The organism is Nocardia callitridis (genome assembly GCF_039543305.1).
Taxonomy (GTDB): domain Bacteria; phylum Actinomycetota; class Actinomycetes; order Mycobacteriales; family Mycobacteriaceae; genus Nocardia; species Nocardia callitridis.
In genome coordinates this window covers 1739590-1758888 of the sequence record NZ_BAABJM010000002.1, presented here as the reverse complement: position 1 = coordinate 1758888, position 19299 = coordinate 1739590, and the positions used below count along the sequence as shown (strand labels likewise).

The following is a 19299-nucleotide window of genomic DNA, read 5'->3' as shown; positions in this document are numbered from 1 at the left end:
GTCCTTTCCGCGCCGTCACCGGCGAACAACGGTGCGAGCAACGGAATGCTCGCGAAGACCACCGACGCATCGGTCGAGTCGCCAGCCGCTCGTGCGGCAAAGAACCCGGACGACAAACCCGCACCCCGTCAGGGCAAGGCCACGACGAACACGGTGCGCGCGGCGGGACTGCTCGTCGCGCTCGCCGTCCTCGTGCTGGCCTGCGTGCTGAGCCTGACCGTCGGCACCAGGGATATCGCGCTGCACACGGTGTGGGACGCGCTGTGGCATTACGACGGCTCCGCCGATCAACTGGTGGTGCGTTCGCTGCGGATTCCGCGCACGGTACTCGGCCTGTTCGTCGGCATGGCGCTCGGCGTCTCGGGCGCGCTGATCCAGGCGATGACCCGAAACCCCCTGGCCGACCCCGGAATTCTCGGCGTCAACGCCGGTGCTGCGTTCTTCGTCGCACTCGCGGTGGCGCTGTTCGGGTTCACGAGTATCTGGTCGTATGTGTGGTTCGCGTTCCTCGGTGCGATCGTCGTGACGGTCGCTGTGTATGTGCTCGGTTCGCTCGGTCGGGACGGGACGACACCCATCAGGATCACCCTGTCCGGTGTCGCGCTGGGGTCGGTACTCACCGGTGTCACCAACGGTTTGATGCTGCTGGACCCCGATACCTTCGATCATCTGCGCTCCTGGAACGCCGGATCGCTGGGCGGCATCGACCTGGATGTGGTGTGGGTGGTCGCCGCCTTCATCGGAGTCGGGCTGCTGATCGCGTGGTCGATCGCGCGGCCGCTCAACGCGATCGCGCTCGGCGACGATCTGGCCAGGACGCTCGGCGCCGATATCGGCGCGACCCGTCGGTTCGGTGTGGTCGCGGTGACGCTGCTGTGCGGCGCGGCGACGGCCGCGGTCGGGCCGATCGGCTTCGTCGGGCTGATGGTTCCGCATGTGGCGCGCTGGATCGTCGGGCCGGATCAGCGCTGGATTCTGCCCTACACGATGGTGGGCGCACCCACGCTGTTGTTGCTCTCCGATGTACTCGGCCGACTCGTCTTGCGGCCCGCTGAACTCCAGGTCGGCATCGTCACCGCGTTCGTCGGTGCGCCGGTCCTGATCCTGCTGGTACGACGCACGAAGGCGAGCGGACTGTGAAGACGGGCGCCGAGCTGGATACGCGGAACCGACCGGACTTCGGCCGTCGGGTCGCGGTGGTTCGGCTGCCTGGCCGCCTCTCGGCGCGGGTCGGCCTACGGGTGGTCGCGGTGGTGGCGGTGCTGCTGGCCCTGACCGCGGCCGTCGCGGTGCTCGCACTCGGCACCGGCGACTTCTCGGTGTCCCCGTCAGAGGTGTTGCGCGCCTTGTTCGGCGACGCGCCACGCCGGGTGGAGCTCGTGGTGAATCAGTGGCGTCTGCCGCGAGTATTGCTGGCGATCATGCTCGGCGCCGCGCTCGGTGCCAGCGGTGCGATCTTCCAGTCCCTGACCCGAAATCCGTTGGGCAGTCCGGACATCATCGGTTTCAATACCGGCGCCTACACCGGTGCGTTGGTGGTGATCCTGCTGGTGCACGGCGACTACTACGCGACGGCCCTCGGCGCCATGATCGGCGGAATCGCGACGGCGGCAGTGGTTTACCTGCTCGCCTTCAAGAGCGGTGTGCAGGGCTTCCGGCTGATCATCGTCGGCATCGCGGTGAGCGCCATGCTGCATTCGATGAACGTCTGGTTGATCGTGAAGGTCGATCTCGCGGCGGCGATGTCGGCGGCGGTGTGGGGCTCGGGCTCGCTGTCCGGACTCGACTGGACCCAGGTGGGTCCGGTGACTGCCGTGCTGGCGGTGTTGCTGCCGTGTGCGGTGTTGCTGGCGTATCGAATGCCGGTGCTCGAACTCGGTGACGACGCGGCCCGCGCGCTCGGTGTGCGGGTGGAACCGACCCGGCTGGCATTGATGATGGTCGGCGTCGGGCTGACCGCGCTGGCCACCGCCGCGGCGGGACCCATCGCCTTCGTCTCGCTGGCGGCACCCCAATTGGCGCGGCGACTGACCAGGACGGCGGGTGTCGCGATTCTGCCGGCGGCGGCGATGGGCGCGTTGTTGCTCAGCGCCGCGGACTGGATCGCGCAGCGCGCGTTCGCCTCGGCCCAGTTGCCGGTCGGCGTGGTGACGGTGTCGATCGGTGGTTTGTATTTTATTTGGCTGCTGGCACGGGAGGTGCGTCGATGAGCTCGACAACGCAGGAAACGCGGCTGTCCGCGCACGAGGTGACGATCGGCTACGACAAGCGGGTGATCAGCGCGGATCTTTCGGTGTCGATCCCCGACGGCGCTTTCACCGTGATCGTCGGGCCGAACGCGTGCGGCAAATCCACGCTGCTGCGCGCCTTGTCGCGCCTGCTCACACCGTCGAGCGGCAGCGTGCTGCTCGACGGTAAGGCGATCTCGTCGTATCCGGCGAAGGAGGTCGCGCGCCGTCTCGGCCTGCTCCCGCAGACTTCTATTGCCCCCGAGGGTATTTCGGTGTCCGACCTGGTGGCGCGCGGACGTTACCCGCATCAGAAGCTGCTCAGGCAGTGGTCGCGGGCCGACGAGGAAGCGGTGGTCGAGGCGATGGCCGCCACCGGGGTGAGCGAACTGTCGGGCCGGACGGTGGACGAACTGTCGGGCGGACAGCGCCAACGTGTGTGGGTGGCCATGGTGCTGGCGCAGCGCACGCCGTTGCTGCTGCTGGACGAGCCGACGACCTTCCTCGACATCGCCCATCAGATCGAATTGCTCGAACTGTTCGCCGACCTCAATCACAGTGGCGGACAAACGCTGGTGGCGGTGCTGCACGACCTGAATCACGCCTGCCGCTACGGCGATCACCTGATCGCGATGAAGGACGGTGCCGTCGTCGCGGAGGGAAAGCCGGAGCAGGTGATCACCAGCGAGCTGGTGGAACACGTGTTCGGATTGCGCTGCCGGATCATCGAAGACCCGGAATCCGGTACGCCGCTGGTGATTCCGCGTGCACGGGAGCGAGAACGGCGCGGCGTCGACACGTTGAGGCAAGAAACCAGCGGTGCCATCGAGGCCGCACGGAAGGAATTGTTGTGAGCGAGACGACGACCCCGGACCAGCAGACGGTCAACCTGGTGCTGCACGAGTTGCGCCCCCGCACCCTGGAGGTGCTCGAGTCCTACCGGCTCACCCCGAGGATGCAGCGCATCGTGCTCGGCGGCCAGGAATTGGAGCGGGAGTTCCCGTTCGTGCCGATGGCGCCCGATGAGCACCTGAAGATGTTCTTTCCCGACCCGGAGACCGGCGAATTGGTGTTGCCGGTGATCGGACCGAAAGGGATGGCGCCGCGGCCCGACGGGAAGCGCCCGCAGTTCCGTGATTACACCGTCCGCGCGTTCGATGCCGAAAAGCCCAGCTTGACCATAGATTTCGTGTTGCACACGCACGGCATCGGCGGCAGCTGGGCGGCGGACGCGCAACCAGGCGATCGGGTGGGGGCGATCGGTCCGCGCGGTTCCTACATCTACCCGGTCGGCTACGACTGGTATCTGCTGGTCGCCGACGAGACGGCGCTGCCTGCGCTGTGCCGGTGGGCCGAGGAATTGCCCGAAGGCAAGCAGGTGATCGCGTTCGTCGAGGTGCGTGACGAGGCCGATGAGATCGCGTTGCCGGAATCGGTCCAGGTGCGGTACCTGCACCGGGGTTCGGCCGCACCGGGCACCACCTCGCTGCTCGCGGACGCGGTGACGGCGTGGGCACCGCCCGAGGGCCGGGGGTTCGCGTGGGCCGCGGGGGAGGCGTTGTCGTTGAAGCCGGTACGCCGGTATCTGGTGAATGAGCTGAAGCTGCCCAAGGAGCAGATGAAGATCGACGGCTACTGGCGGGTCGGGACGGTCAATCTGGACCATCACGCCGAGGAAGACGACTGAATCAGTCCGATTTGAGAAGTATTTAGCCTATCCGAAGATGTGACATTTACGGTAGCATTGCGAAGTAAATTTAGTGTAGCCTAAGTTCTCGGTACGACGGGCGCGTGGAGACCCGCGCGCGAACGAACCGTCGCTTTCGGCGAACTAGGTACTGGGAGAACGTGAATGCTTCGCACGCTCGTCAACGGAAAGATCCACCGCGCCACGGTCACTCAGGCCGACCTGCACTACGTCGGATCCGTCACCATCGACAGTGACCTGATGCGTGCCAGCGATCTCGTCGAGGGCGAGCAGGTGCAGATCGTGGACATCACCAACGGCGCTCGGCTGGAAACCTATGTGATCACCGGTGCCGCCGGGTCGGGACAGATCTGCATCAACGGCGCCGCCGCGCACCTCGTGCACCCCGGCGACCTGGTGATCATCATGTCGTTCCTGCAACTCGACGCGGCCGAGGTCGCGGTGCACAAGCCCAAGGTCGTGCACGTCGACGAGGCCAACAAAATCGTGGCGCTCGGCAACGACCCGGCGCAGCCCGTGCCGGGCGCGCTCGGCCAACTCTCCTCCAGGTAACGCGCGGCACGCACACCATTCCAGCCTAGTGAACAGGGAAAACACCATGGCAGAAGAAGTCTCGACCGTCATCGATCGCGAGACGGTGATCTCCGATATCGCCACCGTGCTCGATATCTCGTCGACCGAACTCACCGAAGACACCAACCTGCTCGACGTGGGGATGGACTCGGTGCGGTTGATGTCGCTGGTCGAGAAGTGGCGCGCCGGCGGTGCGCCGCACGCCGATCTGGTCACCCTCGCCTCCGATCCGGTGCTCGGCGCCTGGCTCGATGTGATCGTGCCCTGACTCTTCTTGTCGCGCGGGCGGCGAATCCGCGCGACGAATTTCGGTGAACAAGAATCGAGGAAAGACTGATGGGCGAAATCGAGAACGCTGATGTCGTGGTGGTCGGCGGCGGGCCTGGTGGCTCCACCGTCGCCACGCTGCTCGCCAAGAGCGGACGGTCGGTGATCCTGCTCGAACAGGAGCAGTTCCCCCGGTATCAGATCGGTGAATCATTGCTTCCCGCAACGATTCACGGCGTCTGTCGATTACTCGGGGTGGAACGCGAGATCGAGGAAGCCGGATTCATGCGCAAGCGTGGCGGCAGTTTCCGATGGGGTAAGAGCCCGGTCCCGTGGAACTTCCTGTTCGCGATTTCCCCGGAGTTCGCCGGACCCTACTCGCACGCCTACCAGGTCGAGCGGATGAAGTTCGACGAGATCCTGCTGCGGCACTCCGCGAAATCCGGTGTCGACGTGCGGGAGAACTCGCGGGTCGGCGAAACCATCACCGACGAGACCGGCCGTGTCGTCGGGGTCACCTACACCGACGCCGACGGTGGCACACACCGTATCGAGGCCAAGTACGTCGTCGACGCCAGCGGCAACAAGACCAGGCTCAGCAAGAGCGCTGGCTCCGAACGCGTCTACGCCGACTTCTTCCAGAACGTCGCGCTCTTCGGCTACTTCGAGAACGGTGGGCGCCTGCCCGCACCGGATTCGGGCAATATCCTGTGCGCGGCCTTCGACGAGGGCTGGATCTGGTACATCCCGCTCACCGACAAACTGACCAGCGTCGGCGCCGTGATCGCCAAGGAACACGCGGCCAAGGTGCAGGGCGACCAGGAAGCCGCGTTGCGCCGATTCATCGGCCGCTGCGAGATCGTCGACGACATGCTGTCGGACGCCACCAGGGTCACCGAGGGAACCTACGGCCAGATCCGCACCCGCAAGGACTACTCCTACGCCAACACCAAGTTCTGGGGTAACGGCATGGTGCTGGTCGGCGACGCCGCCTGCTTCATCGACCCGGTGTTCTCCACCGGCGTCCACCTCGCCACCTACTCCGCGGTGCTGGCCGCACGCTCGATCAACAGCGTGCTGTCCGGGCAACTCGACGAAGAACGCGCGTTCGGTGAATTCGAGGGCCGCTACCGCCGCGAATACGCCGTGTTCTACGAATTCCTCTCCTCGTTCTACGACATGGAACAGTCCGAGGACTCCTACTTCTGGCGTGCGCGCAAGGTCACCAAGATGGACCGCACCGACATGGCCGCGTTCGTCTCGCTGGTCGCGGGTGGTTTCTCCGGTGAGAACGCGCTCACCGACCCCGACGCGCTGATCGGCAAATTCGCCTCCTCCACCGAGGCGCTCACCGAGGCGACCACGAAAACCGGTGGGATGGACACCGATTCGGGTCAGCGGATGAACCACATGTTCAACGCGCCCGTCGTGCGTGACGTGATGGAGGAGATGAACGCCTTCCAGGCGCGTGCGGCCACCGGTGCCGACACCGTGGAAGCGCCGTTGCTGGAGGGTGGGCTCGTACCGTCGTCCGACGGTATGCACTGGGCCGAACCCGCGACGGTCGCCAACTGATCATGCACCCCACACCGGCTGCGCTGATCGGCGAGCACGCCATGCTCGTGCTGCTGCTGCAAGTGGTGTTCCTGCTCGCGGCCGCGGTGCTGTTGGGCAAACTGGCCAACCGGATCGGGTTGCCGAACATCGTCGGCGAGTTGGTGGCCGGTGTCGTACTCGGACCGTCGATACTCGGGGCAGCCGCTCCCGCCGTGCAGGAGTGGCTGTTTCCCGCGGTGCCGACGCAACAGAATCTGCTCGACGCGATCGGCCAGATCGGCATCCTGCTGCTGGTGGGATTGTCTGCGGCACAACTGGATCTGACCTTCGTGCGCAGACGCGCGAAGATCGTGGCAGGGGTGAGCGGTTTCGCGTTCGTGATCCCGCTCGCGCTGGGCATCGGCATCGGGTTCCTCGCGCCGAGCGCGCTGATCGGCGGCGACTCCTCGCCGGTGGTCTTCGCGCTGTTCACCGGAACCGTGTTGTCGGTCAGCGCGATTCCGGTGATCGCCAAGACGCTCACCGAAATGCGTTTGCTGCACCGCAATGTCGGTCAGTTGACGTTGGCTTCCGGCACCGTCGACGACGCGCTGGGGTGGCTGCTGTTGTCGGTGACCGGCGCGATGGCGACGGTCGGCGCTCGCGCGGGAAATATCGCGATCACCGTGCTCTCGCTGGTCGGGGTGATCCTCGTGGCGCTGCTGGTATTGCGTCCGCTCGCGCGCAAAGCGCTCACGGCGGTCGGCGCGCGGGAACCGAATGCGGTGATTGCGATCGTGGTCGCCCTGGTGCTCGGCTACGCGGCGATCACGCAGGCACTGCACCTGGAGGCCATTCTCGGGGCGTTCTTCGCGGGACTGGTCATCGGCAATCGACACGGGCGTCCGCTCGCGCCATTGTTCACCGTCGTGAATGTCGTTTTCGCGCCGCTGTTTCTGGCGACGGCGGGTCTGCGGGTGGACCTACGGGTACTCGGTGATCCGGCCGTGGCCCTCTCGGCGGTCGTGGTGCTGATCGTCGCGGTCGCCGCCAAGTTCGTCGGCGCTTATCTCGGCGCGATGCTCGTGCGGCTGCCGCGTTGGGAAGCGGTGGCGCTCGGTGCGGGATTGAACGCGCGTGGTGCCGTGGAGATCGTCATCGCGATGACGGGTCTGCGACTCGGCGTGCTCAACACCGCCTCGTACACGGTGGTGGTGTTCGTCGCCGTGGTGACCTCGGTGATGGCACCGCCCTTGTTGCGGGTCTCGATGCGCAAGGTCGACCATGACACCGAGGAAGACAAGCGCGCCGAACTGGCGGCCGAATGGGACCCGAGCATGCTGACCGAGCGTGCGTTGGCCGATAGCACTCCGGACATTCCGGCAACCGAAGAGCAAGGATCGAAGGAGCGCCGAACGTGAGCAATGCGATAGCGCGCAAGTTCACCATCGACCTGGAGCCGCTGCGCACGAGCAGGGAGTTCCGCACGCTGTTCATCGCGCGCACGGTCTCGGTGTTCGGCATCGGATTCCTGATGGTGGCCTTGCCGATTCAGGTCTACGACATGACCGGGTCCACCACCAAGGTGGCGACGGTCGCGACGGTCATCGGGTTGTCCGCCTTCGCGGGCACCCTGGCCGGTGGCGCGCTGGCCGACCATTTTGATCGTCGGCTGGTCATCGTGCTCGCGCGGGGCAGCGCGATGGTGGCGTTCGCGGTGCTCGCGGTGAACGCCATGCTGCCGACCCCGCAGCTGTGGCTGGTGTTCGTGGCGGGTGTTGTCGACGGGCTCGCGGGTGGGGTGTCGTCCACGGCACTGGTCGCCGCGACACCGGGATTGATTCCGCGCGACAAGATGGCGGCGGCCGGTGCGTTGATGGCATTGACCGCCGACCTCGGCGCGATGGCTTCACCCGCACTCGGTGGTGTGCTCATCGCCTGGGCCGGTGTCGCCGCCAACTTCTGGTTCGCCGCCGCGGCGAGCCTGGTGACCACCGTGCTCATCGCGCGGCTGGACCCCATGCCCGCTCGCCGGACACACACCGAATCACCGTTGCGGGCCATGGTTTCCGGGTTCGCCTTCGCCTTCGGGCATCGGACGGTGGGCGCGGCGCTGCTGGTGGGATTCGTGACGATGTTGCTGTCGGGGTGGGGCACGCTCATTCCCGCGTATGTCGAGGAAGTCCTCGGCGGCGGGTCGACGACCTCGGGCCTGCTGTTCGCGGCGCCCGCTGTCGGTGCGGTCCTCGGCTCGCTCACCTCGGGCTGGACGGGGTCGATTCGGCGTGGTGGTCAGGTGCTGTTCGCGGCGACCCTGATTTCGGCCGCGGGCATGGTCGGCGCCGGGCTCGTCGGCGTGACCGCGGTGGCGTTCCTCGGATTGATCGCCTACGGCGTCGGTCGAGTGGTCGGCGATATCGCGCGGTTCGCGGTGGTGCAGAACAACACTCCCGACGAATTCCGTGGACGCGTGTCCGGGGTATGGACCGCGCAGGTCACGGCGGCGGCCGCCGCGGGATCGGTCGTCGCGGGTGTCATCGCGAATCTTGTTCCGGTGCGCCAGGTCTTCCTCGTCTACGGCGCGGGCGGTTGCGTGCTCGTGCTGGTGCTGTGGGCGGTGCTGGCGACATTGCGCAAGCTCGACACGCGCGAGCAGGTCGCGGCCGAGTGATCGCCGTCCATGGCACGCGCGCACCGAAAATCGTTTAATCCGAACAACACCCGCTCGACGCGGCGTGCTCATCGACAACAAGGACATATGCCGTGCGAACGATCAATCGCCGTGGATTTCTCGGTGCCGCAGCGGGATCGCTCGCCCTCACCGCCCTCACCGCCTGTGGCGGTTCCGGTGGTGACTCGGCCGATGCCGCGACCAGAACGGTCCAGGGTTTCGAGGGCCCGGTCGAAGTACCGGTACATCCCGAACGCGTCGTCTGCGTGGACCATTACACACCGGGCGCCCTCCTCGATGTCGGCGTACGACCCACGGCGGTAGCCCAATTCGACGAATCCCAGCTGCTCGCCGAGTATCTCGACATCTACCGCGAATTGCCGAAGGTCGGCGCGAGCATCAAAGCCGACCCGGAACAGGTCCTCACCCACGACCCGGACCTCATCCTCGGCACCTACCTCCCGCACGCCCCGGACCCCAACAAGGACCGTTTCGCCGAAATCGCCCCGACAGTCCTGTTCGCCGCGGTGGACGCGGGCGACTGGAAACGCCGCGCCATCGACGCCGCCGACGCGGTAGGCAAACGCGCGGAAGCCGAAGCCCTACAACGCCGCTACACCGACCGCGCGAACGCCATCGCCACCGAATTCCACGACGTCTTCGCCCGCACCCGCTGGAGCATGGTGATGGGCACAAGCAACACCGCCACCTGGCACCTGGCCCTACCAGGCTCGTGGAGTGGCATAGTCGTCGCCGACGCCGGTGTGCGATTCTCGAACATCTCGCACGAAGCGGGCACCGGCGGCGGCCTGAGTACGACAAAGGAGTACTCGATGGAATTGGTTGACGTACTGCGTGATTCGGACGTAATCCTGATCCAGGGTGACAACACCGGCCGCCCCGCCGCGAAGGTGCGGGCGCTGCTCGCCAACCCGGCATGGTCGCGCCTACCCGCCGTCCAATCCGGCCACGCGGTGCCGTTGCCGTATTTCACGACGTTGCATTACGGGCAGGGGCTGGAAGTCCTCGAAACCGTCGCGTCGGTCGCTCGCAGCTTGTAACAACGCCGGGTGTGCATGGTTACCAGGATCTCATTGCGCCGCTGTGCCCTTGATCCCGCGCTGAGGTGCCGGTGACCATCACCTCGCGTCGATACACGACAGTGTTTGTGTCGGTGTTTCCACCGTTCGCACTTGTGAGATCGCCTGCGCCGCAGCACCGATGTGGTCGAGCGTCGGTGTGATGATCACCTGCGCCCCGCGCGTGAACGCGGTGTACACGACCAGCGTGGTCGGCATGAAAGTTGCCTCGCCGAATTCGAGGATGCCCACCAGTTCATGCCCGCAGGCGGCAGCGTGGTCGCGGATGATCCGTTCGTCGCCTGGCCAGTCGGTGCTGCGACCTACATTGATGACTCCGATGGCTTTCATCCCTGCTTCTCCCTCGGGTAGAGGCCGATCACATTGCCGGATTGGTGAAGTCGCGGGTGAAGCAGCAGCGGAGATCACAAGGGCGCTGGAGCTTCGTAGTCCTGACCGGTTTCGTAGTTCAGTCCTCGACCAACTGGGGTTAGCGGAGGCACGACTTATCGAAGGTGAGATTGAAGAGGCGTGCCGCGTCGGGCATCAGGCATTGACGATGGCGGAGCGGACGGCATCGGACCGGGTACGAGTCAAAGCCAGGAGCGTATTCAAGCGCACCGACCGGCTGCGAAATGTCGCTGCCGTCGCCGAGTTGCGAGACCGGTTGCGACCGCTGGTTATGGCCAGAGATGCTGTATAGATGCGCATCGGTGTCACTGGCCACATGAACATCACTCAAGACACGGCTAGGCTCGTGTACCAGGAGATATCTCAGATTCTTTCAGCGGAAACGGATCTGGTTGGCGTCAGCTGCATTGCGCGCGGTGCCGATTCGGTGTTCGCGCGGGCGGTGTTGGATCTCGGCGGGCGGCTGGAGGTGGTGTTGCCCTCGCGGGATTACCGTGAGCGGAAGGTGAAGCCTGATCACGCCGAGCAATTCGACGAATTCCTGCGCCGCGCCGAAGTGCGGGTGATGGACTTCGACACCACCGGGGCCGAGGCGTACGAGGCGGCCAACGACGCCGTGCTCAGTTCCTGTGATCGGTTGATCGCGGTGTGGGACGGGATGGACAGTGTGCGAGCCGGGACCGGTGCGGTTGTCGCGCAGGCGCGGGCCAAAGGTGTACCGGTTGAGCGTGTTTGGCCCGAAGGTGCTGAGCGCGGATGATGCTTCGACGTCCCGCTGCGGGGGCGTAGGTCCGGCCGGTGTGGATGCTGCCTCTGCCGAGTGCAGTGGCCCGGAGTCGTCGCGTTGGAGATCGACCGATATCCGGCGTGTCCGGGGCAGGCACTCGCAGGCTGGGCGACGGGGTCCCTATCGAGCTTTGCGCACGTGGGTGTTGTCGGCGTCGAGGACGGTGCCGTCGGCGCTGGTCGGCACCAGTTCTGGGATGCGGGTGCCGTGCTCGTCTACCAGGGTGGAGTGGGGCTCGTTCTTGGTGAAGGTGTGGCGTTCTCCCCATTGGCGGAGGGTGACGATGATGGGGAAGAGATCGCGGCCCGCGTCGGTGAGGATGTACTCCTGGCGGCGGCCGGACGCGGCGGTGCGCTGGGTCAGTAGGCCGTGCGCGGTGAGCTTGTGGAGGCGGTCGGTGAGGATGTTGCGGGCGATGCCGGTGCGCCGCTGAAACTCGGTGAACGAGCGCACTCCGTCCATCGCATCGCGGATCACGAGCAGGCTCCACCGGTCGCCGACCAGGTCGACCGCGCGGGCGGCGGGGCATTCGGGGTCGGTCCAGTCGAGGCTCGGCTCGTGCACGGCTTTGCGTGACATGACACCTCTCAATCAGTTGCGGATTGAAACCATTATGCCGTACCGTCAAAACGGTTGCAATCTGCTACTGATTGGGGCTGTTATGAACATGTGGCGACGACTGCTGCTCGCCACGGTGTGCGGCGTCGCGGTGTCGACTATCTATGCCGCACAGCCGATTCTGGCGCCGATGGGCGATGATCTCGGTCTGTCGGCGGGTCTCAGTGGGTGGATCGTCTCGCTTGCTCAGTTCGGCTATCTGATCGGGCTGATCCTGCTGGTGCCGCTGGGTGATGTGGTGGCCGACAGGCGCCGACTCATCGCCGTGCATCTGGCGCTCACCGCAGTAGGCATGATCCTCACGGCCGCGGCGCCGAGGCAGTGGGTGGCGTTCGTGGGTCTCGCGGTGGCCGGTGGGTTCGCGGTCGTGGTGCAGACCACCGTGGCCTACGCGGCGTCGATCTCGCCGCCCGCCGAACGTGGACGCAATATCGGGATCGTCACCTCGGGCGTGGTAGTCGGGATACTCGGCGCGCGGGTCGTCACCGGAATGGTCGCCGATCTGTGGGGCTGGCGGGCTGTCTACGCCACGCTCGCGGTACTTTTGCTCGGCCTCGCGGTCCTCGTTGTCGCGGTATTGCCGCGGGAGGAAAGCCCCAACCGGCTCGGGGAATACCAGCAAGCCATCGTCGCCCTCGGCGGGCTTTTCAGCCATCGGATTCTCCTGACGCGCGGGCTCACCGCTTTCTTCCTGTTCGCCTCGTTCGGAACCCTGTGGAGCGGGTTGTCTTTGCCGCTGTCGGGCGCTCCGTGGCATATGCACGAAACCCAGGTCGGACTATTGGGTCTGGCCGGGCTCGCGGGCGCGCTCGGCGCGGCACGTGCCGGGCGGTGGGCCGACGCGGGCCGGGCGCGTCTGGCTTCGGGCCTCGCGCTCGTCCTGCTCATCGGCTCGTGGGTAGCGACCGCGCAGCTGGCGTCGTCGCTGGTGATCCTCATTATCGGAATCGTGCTGCTCGACTTCGCGGTTCAGGTCGTGCACGTCAGTAACCAGCATGTGCTCACCGCCTCGTTCCCCGACCACCTCAGCAGCATCATCGGCAGCTACATGGTCTTCTACTCGCTCGGCTCCGCCCTCGGCGCAGCCACCACCACGGTGCTGTTCACCGCCTACGGCTGGGTGGGCTCGAGCCTCCTCGGTGCAGGATTCGCGGTCTGCGCGCTGGCGGTGTGGGCGACCGATACACGAATACCCTTCGGGGAGAGCTGAACGGCGTGCCTGGTCGATTCGAATGGATCCTAGATGGAGACAAGGTGACTCACCAGATGTTCGTTCGCAACGGCACTATGAATGGGATACCGATCAAGAAATGACCGACGATGACAACGATTCGGTGAAGTTCAATATCCCGGCGTCATTCATCTCCGAGTGGGCTCGACTGACCCCGAGCGAATTGCGTTACGGTTACGAGCATCAGTGGATTACGTCGAAGGATGTTGTCGCACTGGCATTGACGAGTGTCGTTCCCGCGGAGGACAACATGGATGCCGTCGAGGACATCTCCCTGCTGCTGTCCGACGAGCTGGATCGAATCCCGGACATCATGGATAAAATCGCTGACCATGACGATAAAGTCTGGGTTTATCTCGCGCTCGCATGGGTGCACGAGAACCGCGGCGAATTCGAGGAACCATTCAAAACCGTTGACATGCTTTACGCGGATTTCGGCTACCCGGACGACGTGGGCGACTTCGCAACCTTCATGCCACCACCTCCTGGTGGTGTTCCTGGAATGCCAGGACTAGCACAGCGCTGGCAAAAATTCCTGGACGACAACCGGTCCCGCTACCTGCGCATACTTCCAGAATCACCCGAACACGATTGAACGCCCCCTCGATGACGTCAGTAGCGCAAGATACCTGACTTCGACCGGGCGACATTACCTGCGCACGCAACCACGAAACGCCGACCTGTCTCGCACCAGCTGCCACGGGCCGAGGTAAACGACCAAAGCGCACAAGATCACCAGGACCCAGGTGCGGCTGATGTCGAGTTTCCGCTCCGGGATGTCCTGGTGATCTTCGGGGTGGGTGGGTTTAGAGGTCCCAGTCGGCTTCGAATTCGTCGATTTCGGCTTGGGTGAGGGTGGTTATGGCGGTGTCGGAGGGGGTTAGGCCGCCTGCTTGGTCGTCGTTTAGGTGGGTGGCTAGGCCGGTTAGGGCGCGTAGCCAGTTGTGGTGGAGGTTGTTGATGGTTTCGTCGGTGACCAGGGGTTCGGGCCAGGACCATTCGGAGCGGATGCGGTGGCCGTCGGGGGTGGCGACTGTCATCGCGTTGATGACTACGGCGTGGCTGCATGGCATTGTCGGGTCCTTGCGGACCTGGAGTGGTGCGGTGGGGTCGGCGGGGGTCCAGGGGGCGGTGTCGCCGGTGTTGGCGCCCATGCGGCCCAGGTAGTTGAACAGCACCTCGGGGCGTGCGGTGTCGGAAAGTGTTGCGCGGGCGGTGGGGTCGAGTTCGCGGGAGACCGAGTAGCCGATGCCGTTGTCGGGAGCGGCGCGTAGGCGTTCCTTGGTGAGCTTGAGTACCGCGCCCGCGGCGGGGCCGCCGTCGGCGGCCGACTCGGGGTCGATGTCGCCGAGATCGACCCGCACGGGGTAGAAGCTGGTGAACCAGCCGATGGTTCTGGACAGGTCGAGTCCTTCCGCGACGGTTTCCTCGCGGCCGTGGCCCTCGATGTCGAACACGAATCCCGAGGTGACTCCCGCGGTGAGTGCCGCGGCGACGGCCAGCGCGGCGACCAAACCGTCCTGCGGGCCCGCGTTGAACCGTTGCGGGAGTTCGGTGAGCAGCTGTCGAGACACCTCGGCGGGGATATCGACCGAACGAGTTCGCGCGGTGGCCGTGGTGTCGGTGTGCTCGTCGAGTTCGCGTTCGCCGAGGGTGTGGTCGCGATCGCGGTCGGCGGTTTCGCGCCAGAACGGGAGTTGGTCGGCGAAGTGGCCGGTGTCGGCGAGTTCTCGCAGGGTCTGTGCCCACCTGCGGTAGGAGGTGGGCACGGGTGGCAGGCTCACTTCCGAGCCGACGGCGGCGAGATCGTAGGCCGCCGAAAGGTCGTCGAGCAGCACCCGCCAGGAGACACCGTCGACGGCGAGGTGGTGCACGAGCACCCCGACTCGCGGCAACGCACCGGATCGGTAGCGCAGCAAAGCGATTCGCAACACCGATGCCGTCGCGAGGTCGAGCTCGTCGGCCAGTCGATCGAGTACCACGCTCTCCGCGCCCGCATCATCGAGCAGATGCTCGGAAACGATTCCGGCACTGTCGAATTCGTCGGGAGCGGCCACGGTCAATGTGCTGTCGAGCAGGCTCGCGCGCAACATGTCGTGGCGCCGAATCAGCGCCACGGACGCGGCGGTAAGCGTCGCGGTCTGCACACCTTCGGGTGCGTTGAGCACCATGGCGTGGCAGAACCGATCCAGTCGACCGCCGTGGGCGAGCACGCGCGAGAGGATCGGGGTCAGCGGAATCTCGCCCACCCCATAGCCTTCGGGGTCGGCCGTCGTCGTCGATGCGGTGAGTCGTCCGCGTACGGCGAGTGTCGCCGGGGTGCGGCATTCGAACACATCGCGTGGTGTGATCGCCAAACCGAGCTGTTTGAGTTGGGAAGACAGGCGAATCGAGACGATGCTGTCGCCACCGAGGCCGAAGAAATCATCGTCCGGCCCGACAGCGGGCAGGTCGAGGATTTCGGTGAACACCGCGCAGATCTCACGAACCAGTTCGTCGGTGACCGAGGCGCCACCCTCGCCGCCGAAGTGCGGCTCCGGGAGCGCGGCGCGGTCGACCTTGCCGTTGGGGCTGAGCGGCAGCTCCGCGATCGGCACGAAGGCCGAGGGAATCATGTAGTCGGGCAACACATCCGCCAGCACGCTGCGCAGTCGATCGAGCGTCTCGTCGGACCACTCGGTGTCGCGACGGACGAGGTACGCGGTCAACCGCCGCGTGCCGTTCGCGCCGCTGCGCACGTCGGCGACCACGCGATCGGCCGGAACATGCGCTGTCACCGCGGTTTCCACCTCGCCGAGCTCGACTCGGTAGCCACGGATCTTCACCTGGTCGTCGGCGCGGCCGAGGAATTCCAGCTGGCCATCCGGACGCCAGGACACCAGATCGCCGGTCCGATACAGCCTTTCGCCGTTTCCGTGCGGGTCGGCGATGAAACGCTGCGCGGTCAGTCCGTGGCGCTCGTGATAACCGCGCGCCAGCTGAGGCCCACCGATGTAGAGCTCGCCGGGCCGACCGATGCCACACGGGGTGAGCAACGCGTCCAGCACGTAGAGCCTGCCGCCGTGGGTGGGTCGACCGATGGTCGGGGTCGGCGCGTCCCGCAGCACCGCGAATCCGGAGTCGACGCTCGCTTCGGTAGGACCGTAGAGGTTGAACGCGACCAACGTCGAGTGCTCGCGCAGTCGCGACCAAAACCCGTTCGGTACCGCCTCACCGCCGACGGCGAGCCGACCTGGCCGATGCGCCGCGTCGGCGTCGAGCAAGCCGTGCTCAACATATTGTTCCATCAGCACGGGCACCGCATCGATGTAGTCGATCCGTTGCGCGCGCACATAATCCACCACCGACGGCGCGTCGAGCACCGCGTCACGGCCGAGCGCGTGCAGTTCGTTTCCGTCGAGCATCCACATCAGCGGGCCGATCGAGGAATCGAACGCGAAACTGTAGGTATTGAGTACTCGCAGCGCGCGATCGGCGGCGGTGTCGATCGTGTAATGCCGGTGCGAGCGCAGCAGATTGCGTGGCCCGCGATGCGCGACGACGACACCCTTGGGCTTGCCGGTGGAGCCGGAGGTGTAGATGACGTAGGCGCTGTTGTCCGCGTGCAGCACACCGTGGCGTTCCACGGCGGTGATCGCGTTCTCGGACAGTTCGGCGTCGCGGGTCGCGTGCACTTCCTCGGTGGTGAGCACCGTGGCCGCAGCGGAATTGTCGAGGATGTAGCGGACGCGTTCCTCCGGATAGGTCGGGTCGACCGGCACGTAGGCCGCACCCGCCTTCCAAGTGGCGATGATGGCGACGACCATGGCGGTGCTGCTGGCCATGTGCAGCGCCACCCGGTCTTCGAGGCGCACGCCGCGACGAATCAGTGTGCGCGCCAATCGGTTCGACCAACGATCCAGCTCGGTGAAGGTGAGCGAGTGTCCTTCCACCACGATCGCGGTTGCATCGGGAACTCGACGCGCGGTGGCCTCGAAGATCTCGACCAGCGTCGCGTCGTCGGCGGGCCCTACTTCGGCGCCGCTGCACTCCTCGCGCAGCCGCCTATCTTCCTCGGGGTCGGCCAGCGGCAGCGTGCGCACCGTCGCATCGGGTTGTTCGGCGAAGGCGCGCATGAACCTGCGCATCGCGTGCAGGTGTTCATCGAGGCGTTCGGCGTCGTAGAGGTCGGCGTCGGCGTCGCATTGCACGCGCAGATCGGCGTCGACGGTCGCGGAGATGGTCGCCGACAGATCCTGCACCGGCCCACGGCACAGCGAGTGGATGAACGCGCGCAGCGGCCCGAAGCGCACCTCGTCACCGAACGGCTTGACATTGACGACCGGCCCGATGTAATCGCTGAAACCGCTGGCCAGTCGGGTGCCGTTGCCGATAGGCGTGCCGCGGAAGCGTTGGTGCGGTTGAATTCTCGCCATCGCCTCCTGGGTCTGGCGCACCAGGTCGCGCGGTCGTGCCGTCGGGTCGATGTGCAGGGCCAGCGGCAGCAGGTTGACGTTCATCGTCGGAATTCGTGCCGCCACCGAACCCATGCGGTTCATCACCGGATACCCCACGGTGATCTGGCGCCGGGTGGTGTTGCGGGCGAGGTAGGCGGCGAACGCCGCGGTGGCCACGGTGCCCCAACTGGTGTCGGTGGCGGTGGCGAGTTCGTTGAAGGCGGTGAAAGTATCGGCCCCGAGGGTGATTTCGCCGACGCGTGCGCGACGGGCCAGCCGCTGCGCACCGGGATGCAGTACGGCGGCCGGTCCCACATCGCGCAGTTCTTCGGCCCAGAATTCGGTGTCCGTCCAGTGCTGCGGCGAGTCCAGGTACTGCTGTTCCTCGTCGAGTAGTTCACGCAGATCGGCGAAGCCGGCACGGGGCTCACGGTCCTTCGCCAGTGCCGTATAGATGACTCCGGCGCGGCGGAACAGCAGGTTGACGCCGTATCCGTCGATCAGCACGTGGTGGGTGCGCAGGAACCAGATGTGGCGATCGGCGCTGAGGCGAATCAGCTCGTGACGCAGCGGCGACCCGGTGGTGATGTCGTGCACCTCGGTGACGTCTTCGGAGGTCAACCGCTGGAAGCTCGCCCACGGGTCGGCGTCACCGGACAGGTCGATCAGCCGACCCAGCGGTGGCGGCGCGGCACCCGGCCGTTGTTGCAACGCCTCGGCGCCCGGCTCGACCCGCATCGCGAGGCAGCTCGCCTCGGCGAGTGTGCGATCGACGGCGCGGCGCAATAGGTCGAGGTCGAGCTCGCCGTGGATCTCCACGGCGGTGGCGATATTGAAGATCGGGTTGGTCGGTTGCAGCTGCTGGGCGAACCACAACGAGCTCTGTGCGCTCGACAGTGGCAGCCGATCGGTGTCGGCGGGCGTGGTGAGGGTGTCGGTCATCGGGCCAGCTCCCGTTCCAACTCGTGGCCGTAGAGCTCGACCGTGGCACGGTCGAGCAGGTCGGCGTGCGCGGCGTCCACCTCGATCATGCGGAAGTCGCCTTGGATGAATGGTGACCATTGCTCGGCGGCATCGGCGGTGAGTGCCGCGGCGCGCATCCGATCGGCGACGGCGCGAACGAAAAGCACGTCGCCGTCGAACGTCGGATACTGCGCGGCCAGCATGACTTCCAGGCTCCACGCGCTGCTGTGCACGACGGCTTCAATGGTCGTGGAATCGAAATCGGCCATGAAATTCTCCGTTGCTCGGATGCGTGTGATCGCGTCCTGGGTCGAGAGCAGGGACATGTCCTCGGGGGCGACCGGAATGCCGAGGGACAACAGCGCGGCGGTGGCCGAGGTCATTTCGGCATTGCGTTCGAGGTATTGCTCGGGCACCTTGGCGGCGGAGTCGATGAGCACGAGCGGGCCCACTCGCTTTCCACGCGACTGCAATTCGGCGGCGAGCGCGAGTGCGACATTGCCGCCGAACGACCAGCCGACGAGTCGATACGCCTCGCTCGGCTCGGTCTCGATCAACAGCTCGGCGTAGCGGCGCGCCAGTTCGCGAATATCGGTGGGCGCCTCGCTCGCTCCGGCGATGAACGGCGCCTGCACGGCATGCACCGACGACGACTCGGGGACGAATCGTGTCACCTGCGTGTACTGCCAACCCAATCCGGTCCCCGGCGGCAGGCAGAACACCGGATCACCGCCGGAGCCGGCGCGCAGGGTGAGTACCGGCGCGGTCATCCGTGTTGCCTGTTCGCCGGA

At 65.9% G+C, this 19299-nt stretch carries 17 protein-coding genes; 13 read left to right on the top strand and 4 right to left on the bottom strand.

All coding sequences use genetic code 11. The annotated features are described in order from the left end of the window. The first annotated feature begins 45 nt into the window (after positions 1-45). The 10 genes from ABEA50_RS16755 to ABEA50_RS16710 all read left to right on the top strand — a co-directional run bounded on the left by ABEA50_RS16755 (position 46) and on the right by ABEA50_RS16710 (position 10044). Positions 46-1140: a FecCD family ABC transporter permease gene (locus ABEA50_RS16755; RefSeq protein ID WP_425577656.1), complete on the top strand. Its 1095-nt coding sequence runs from the start codon at positions 46-48 to the stop codon at positions 1138-1140. Then, complete coding sequence (locus ABEA50_RS16750) at positions 1137-2210, top strand: FecCD family ABC transporter permease (RefSeq protein WP_345496320.1); 1074 nt, start codon at positions 1137-1139, stop codon at positions 2208-2210. The genes ABEA50_RS16755 and ABEA50_RS16750 overlap by 4 nt, the downstream gene beginning before the upstream one ends. Then, positions 2207-3082, top strand: coding sequence for an ABC transporter ATP-binding protein (locus ABEA50_RS16745; RefSeq protein ID WP_345496319.1), 876 nt, complete (start codon positions 2207-2209; stop codon positions 3080-3082). Before ABEA50_RS16750 ends, ABEA50_RS16745 begins: the two co-directional genes overlap by 4 nt. After that, positions 3079-3915: a siderophore-interacting protein gene (locus ABEA50_RS16740; protein WP_345496317.1), complete on the top strand. Its 837-nt coding sequence runs from the start codon at positions 3079-3081 to the stop codon at positions 3913-3915. Before ABEA50_RS16745 ends, ABEA50_RS16740 begins: the two co-directional genes overlap by 4 nt. A gap of 165 nt (positions 3916-4080) precedes the next feature. Further along, the gene (gene panD, locus ABEA50_RS16735; RefSeq protein WP_345496316.1) at positions 4081-4488 is read left to right on the top strand and encodes an aspartate 1-decarboxylase; all 408 of its coding nucleotides are present in this window, start codon (positions 4081-4083) and stop codon (positions 4486-4488) included. Positions 4489-4534: 46 nt separating this feature from the next. Then, the gene (locus tag ABEA50_RS16730; protein ID WP_345496315.1) at positions 4535-4777 is read left to right on the top strand and encodes a phosphopantetheine-binding protein; all 243 of its coding nucleotides are present in this window, start codon (positions 4535-4537) and stop codon (positions 4775-4777) included. 68 nt (positions 4778-4845) lie between these two features. Next, positions 4846-6351 carry a tryptophan 7-halogenase gene (locus tag ABEA50_RS16725; protein ID WP_345496314.1) on the top strand — a complete coding sequence of 502 codons (1506 nt, stop codon included), beginning with the start codon at positions 4846-4848 and terminating at the stop codon, positions 6349-6351. Between the two features lie 2 nt (positions 6352-6353). Beyond that, positions 6354-7733, top strand: a complete 1380-nt coding sequence (locus ABEA50_RS16720; RefSeq protein WP_345496313.1) for a cation:proton antiporter — start codon at positions 6354-6356, stop codon at positions 7731-7733. After that, positions 7730-8983: an enterobactin transporter EntS gene (gene entS / locus ABEA50_RS16715; RefSeq protein ID WP_345496312.1), complete on the top strand. Its 1254-nt coding sequence runs from the start codon at positions 7730-7732 to the stop codon at positions 8981-8983. The genes ABEA50_RS16720 and entS overlap by 4 nt, the downstream gene beginning before the upstream one ends. Positions 8984-9075: 92 nt before the next feature. After that, a complete protein-coding gene (locus ABEA50_RS16710; RefSeq protein WP_345496311.1) occupies positions 9076-10044 on the top strand; it encodes an ABC transporter substrate-binding protein in 969 nt (322 codons plus the stop codon). A gap of 78 nt (positions 10045-10122) precedes the next feature. Here ABEA50_RS16710 and ABEA50_RS16705 read toward each other — a convergent pair whose 3' ends face one another. Further along, positions 10123-10491 (bottom strand): hypothetical protein, encoded by a 369-nt coding sequence (locus ABEA50_RS16705; protein WP_345496310.1) that lies wholly within the window; start codon positions 10489-10491, stop codon positions 10123-10125. Between the two features lie 298 nt (positions 10492-10789). Between ABEA50_RS16705 and ABEA50_RS16700 the strand changes: the two genes are divergently transcribed. Beyond that, positions 10790-11233 (top strand): hypothetical protein, encoded by a 444-nt coding sequence (locus ABEA50_RS16700; RefSeq protein ID WP_345496309.1) that lies wholly within the window; start codon positions 10790-10792, stop codon positions 11231-11233. 147 nt (positions 11234-11380) lie between these two features. Here the strand turns inward: ABEA50_RS16700 and ABEA50_RS16695 are convergent, their stop codons facing one another. Then, positions 11381-11839 carry a winged helix-turn-helix transcriptional regulator gene (locus ABEA50_RS16695; RefSeq protein ID WP_345496307.1) on the bottom strand — a complete coding sequence of 153 codons (459 nt, stop codon included), beginning with the start codon at positions 11837-11839 and terminating at the stop codon, positions 11381-11383. A gap of 82 nt (positions 11840-11921) precedes the next feature. Between ABEA50_RS16695 and ABEA50_RS16690 the strand changes: the two genes are divergently transcribed. Together ABEA50_RS16690 and ABEA50_RS16685 are read left to right on the top strand one after the other, a co-directional pair. Next, complete coding sequence (locus tag ABEA50_RS16690; RefSeq protein ID WP_345496306.1) at positions 11922-13088, top strand: MFS transporter; 1167 nt, start codon at positions 11922-11924, stop codon at positions 13086-13088. Positions 13089-13188: 100 nt separating this feature from the next. Further along, the gene (locus ABEA50_RS16685) at positions 13189-13704 is read left to right on the top strand and encodes a DUF2247 family protein (protein ID WP_345496305.1); all 516 of its coding nucleotides are present in this window, start codon (positions 13189-13191) and stop codon (positions 13702-13704) included. 211 nt (positions 13705-13915) lie between these two features. Here the strand turns inward: ABEA50_RS16685 and ABEA50_RS16680 are convergent, their stop codons facing one another. Then, entirely contained in the window at positions 13916-18487 is a 4572-nt protein-coding gene (locus ABEA50_RS16680; protein WP_345496304.1) for an amino acid adenylation domain-containing protein, read from the bottom strand. After that, complete coding sequence (locus ABEA50_RS30975) at positions 18484-19278, bottom strand: thioesterase domain-containing protein (protein WP_425577655.1); 795 nt, start codon at positions 19276-19278, stop codon at positions 18484-18486. The genes ABEA50_RS16680 and ABEA50_RS30975 overlap by 4 nt, the downstream gene beginning before the upstream one ends. Positions 19279-19299 lie beyond the last annotated feature (21 nt).

Excerpts from the sequence above, each read along its gene's own strand:
- ABEA50_RS16755 (WP_425577656.1), top strand. The coding sequence starts at position 46 with ATGCTCGCGAAGACCACCGACGCATCGGTCGAGTCGCCAGCCGCTCGT.
- ABEA50_RS16745 (WP_345496319.1), top strand. The coding sequence starts at position 2,207 with ATGAGCTCGACAACGCAGGAAACGCGGCTGTCCGCGCACGAGGTGACG.
- panD (WP_345496316.1), top strand. The coding sequence starts at position 4,081 with ATGCTTCGCACGCTCGTCAACGGAAAGATCCACCGCGCCACGGTCACT.
- ABEA50_RS16730 (WP_345496315.1), top strand. The coding sequence starts at position 4,535 with ATGGCAGAAGAAGTCTCGACCGTCATCGATCGCGAGACGGTGATCTCC.
- ABEA50_RS16725 (WP_345496314.1), top strand. The coding sequence starts at position 4,846 with ATGGGCGAAATCGAGAACGCTGATGTCGTGGTGGTCGGCGGCGGGCCT.
- ABEA50_RS16720 (WP_345496313.1), top strand. The coding sequence starts at position 6,354 with ATGCACCCCACACCGGCTGCGCTGATCGGCGAGCACGCCATGCTCGTG.
- ABEA50_RS16700 (WP_345496309.1), top strand. The coding sequence starts at position 10,790 with ATGAACATCACTCAAGACACGGCTAGGCTCGTGTACCAGGAGATATCT.
- ABEA50_RS16695 (WP_345496307.1), bottom strand. The coding sequence starts at position 11,839 with ATGTCACGCAAAGCCGTGCACGAGCCGAGCCTCGACTGGACCGACCCC.
- ABEA50_RS16690 (WP_345496306.1), top strand. The coding sequence starts at position 11,922 with ATGAACATGTGGCGACGACTGCTGCTCGCCACGGTGTGCGGCGTCGCG.
- ABEA50_RS16685 (WP_345496305.1), top strand. The coding sequence starts at position 13,189 with ATGACCGACGATGACAACGATTCGGTGAAGTTCAATATCCCGGCGTCA.
- ABEA50_RS16680 (WP_345496304.1), bottom strand. The coding sequence starts at position 18,487 with ATGACCGACACCCTCACCACGCCCGCCGACACCGATCGGCTGCCACTG.
- ABEA50_RS30975 (WP_425577655.1), bottom strand. The coding sequence starts at position 19,278 with ATGACCGCGCCGGTACTCACCCTGCGCGCCGGCTCCGGCGGTGATCCG.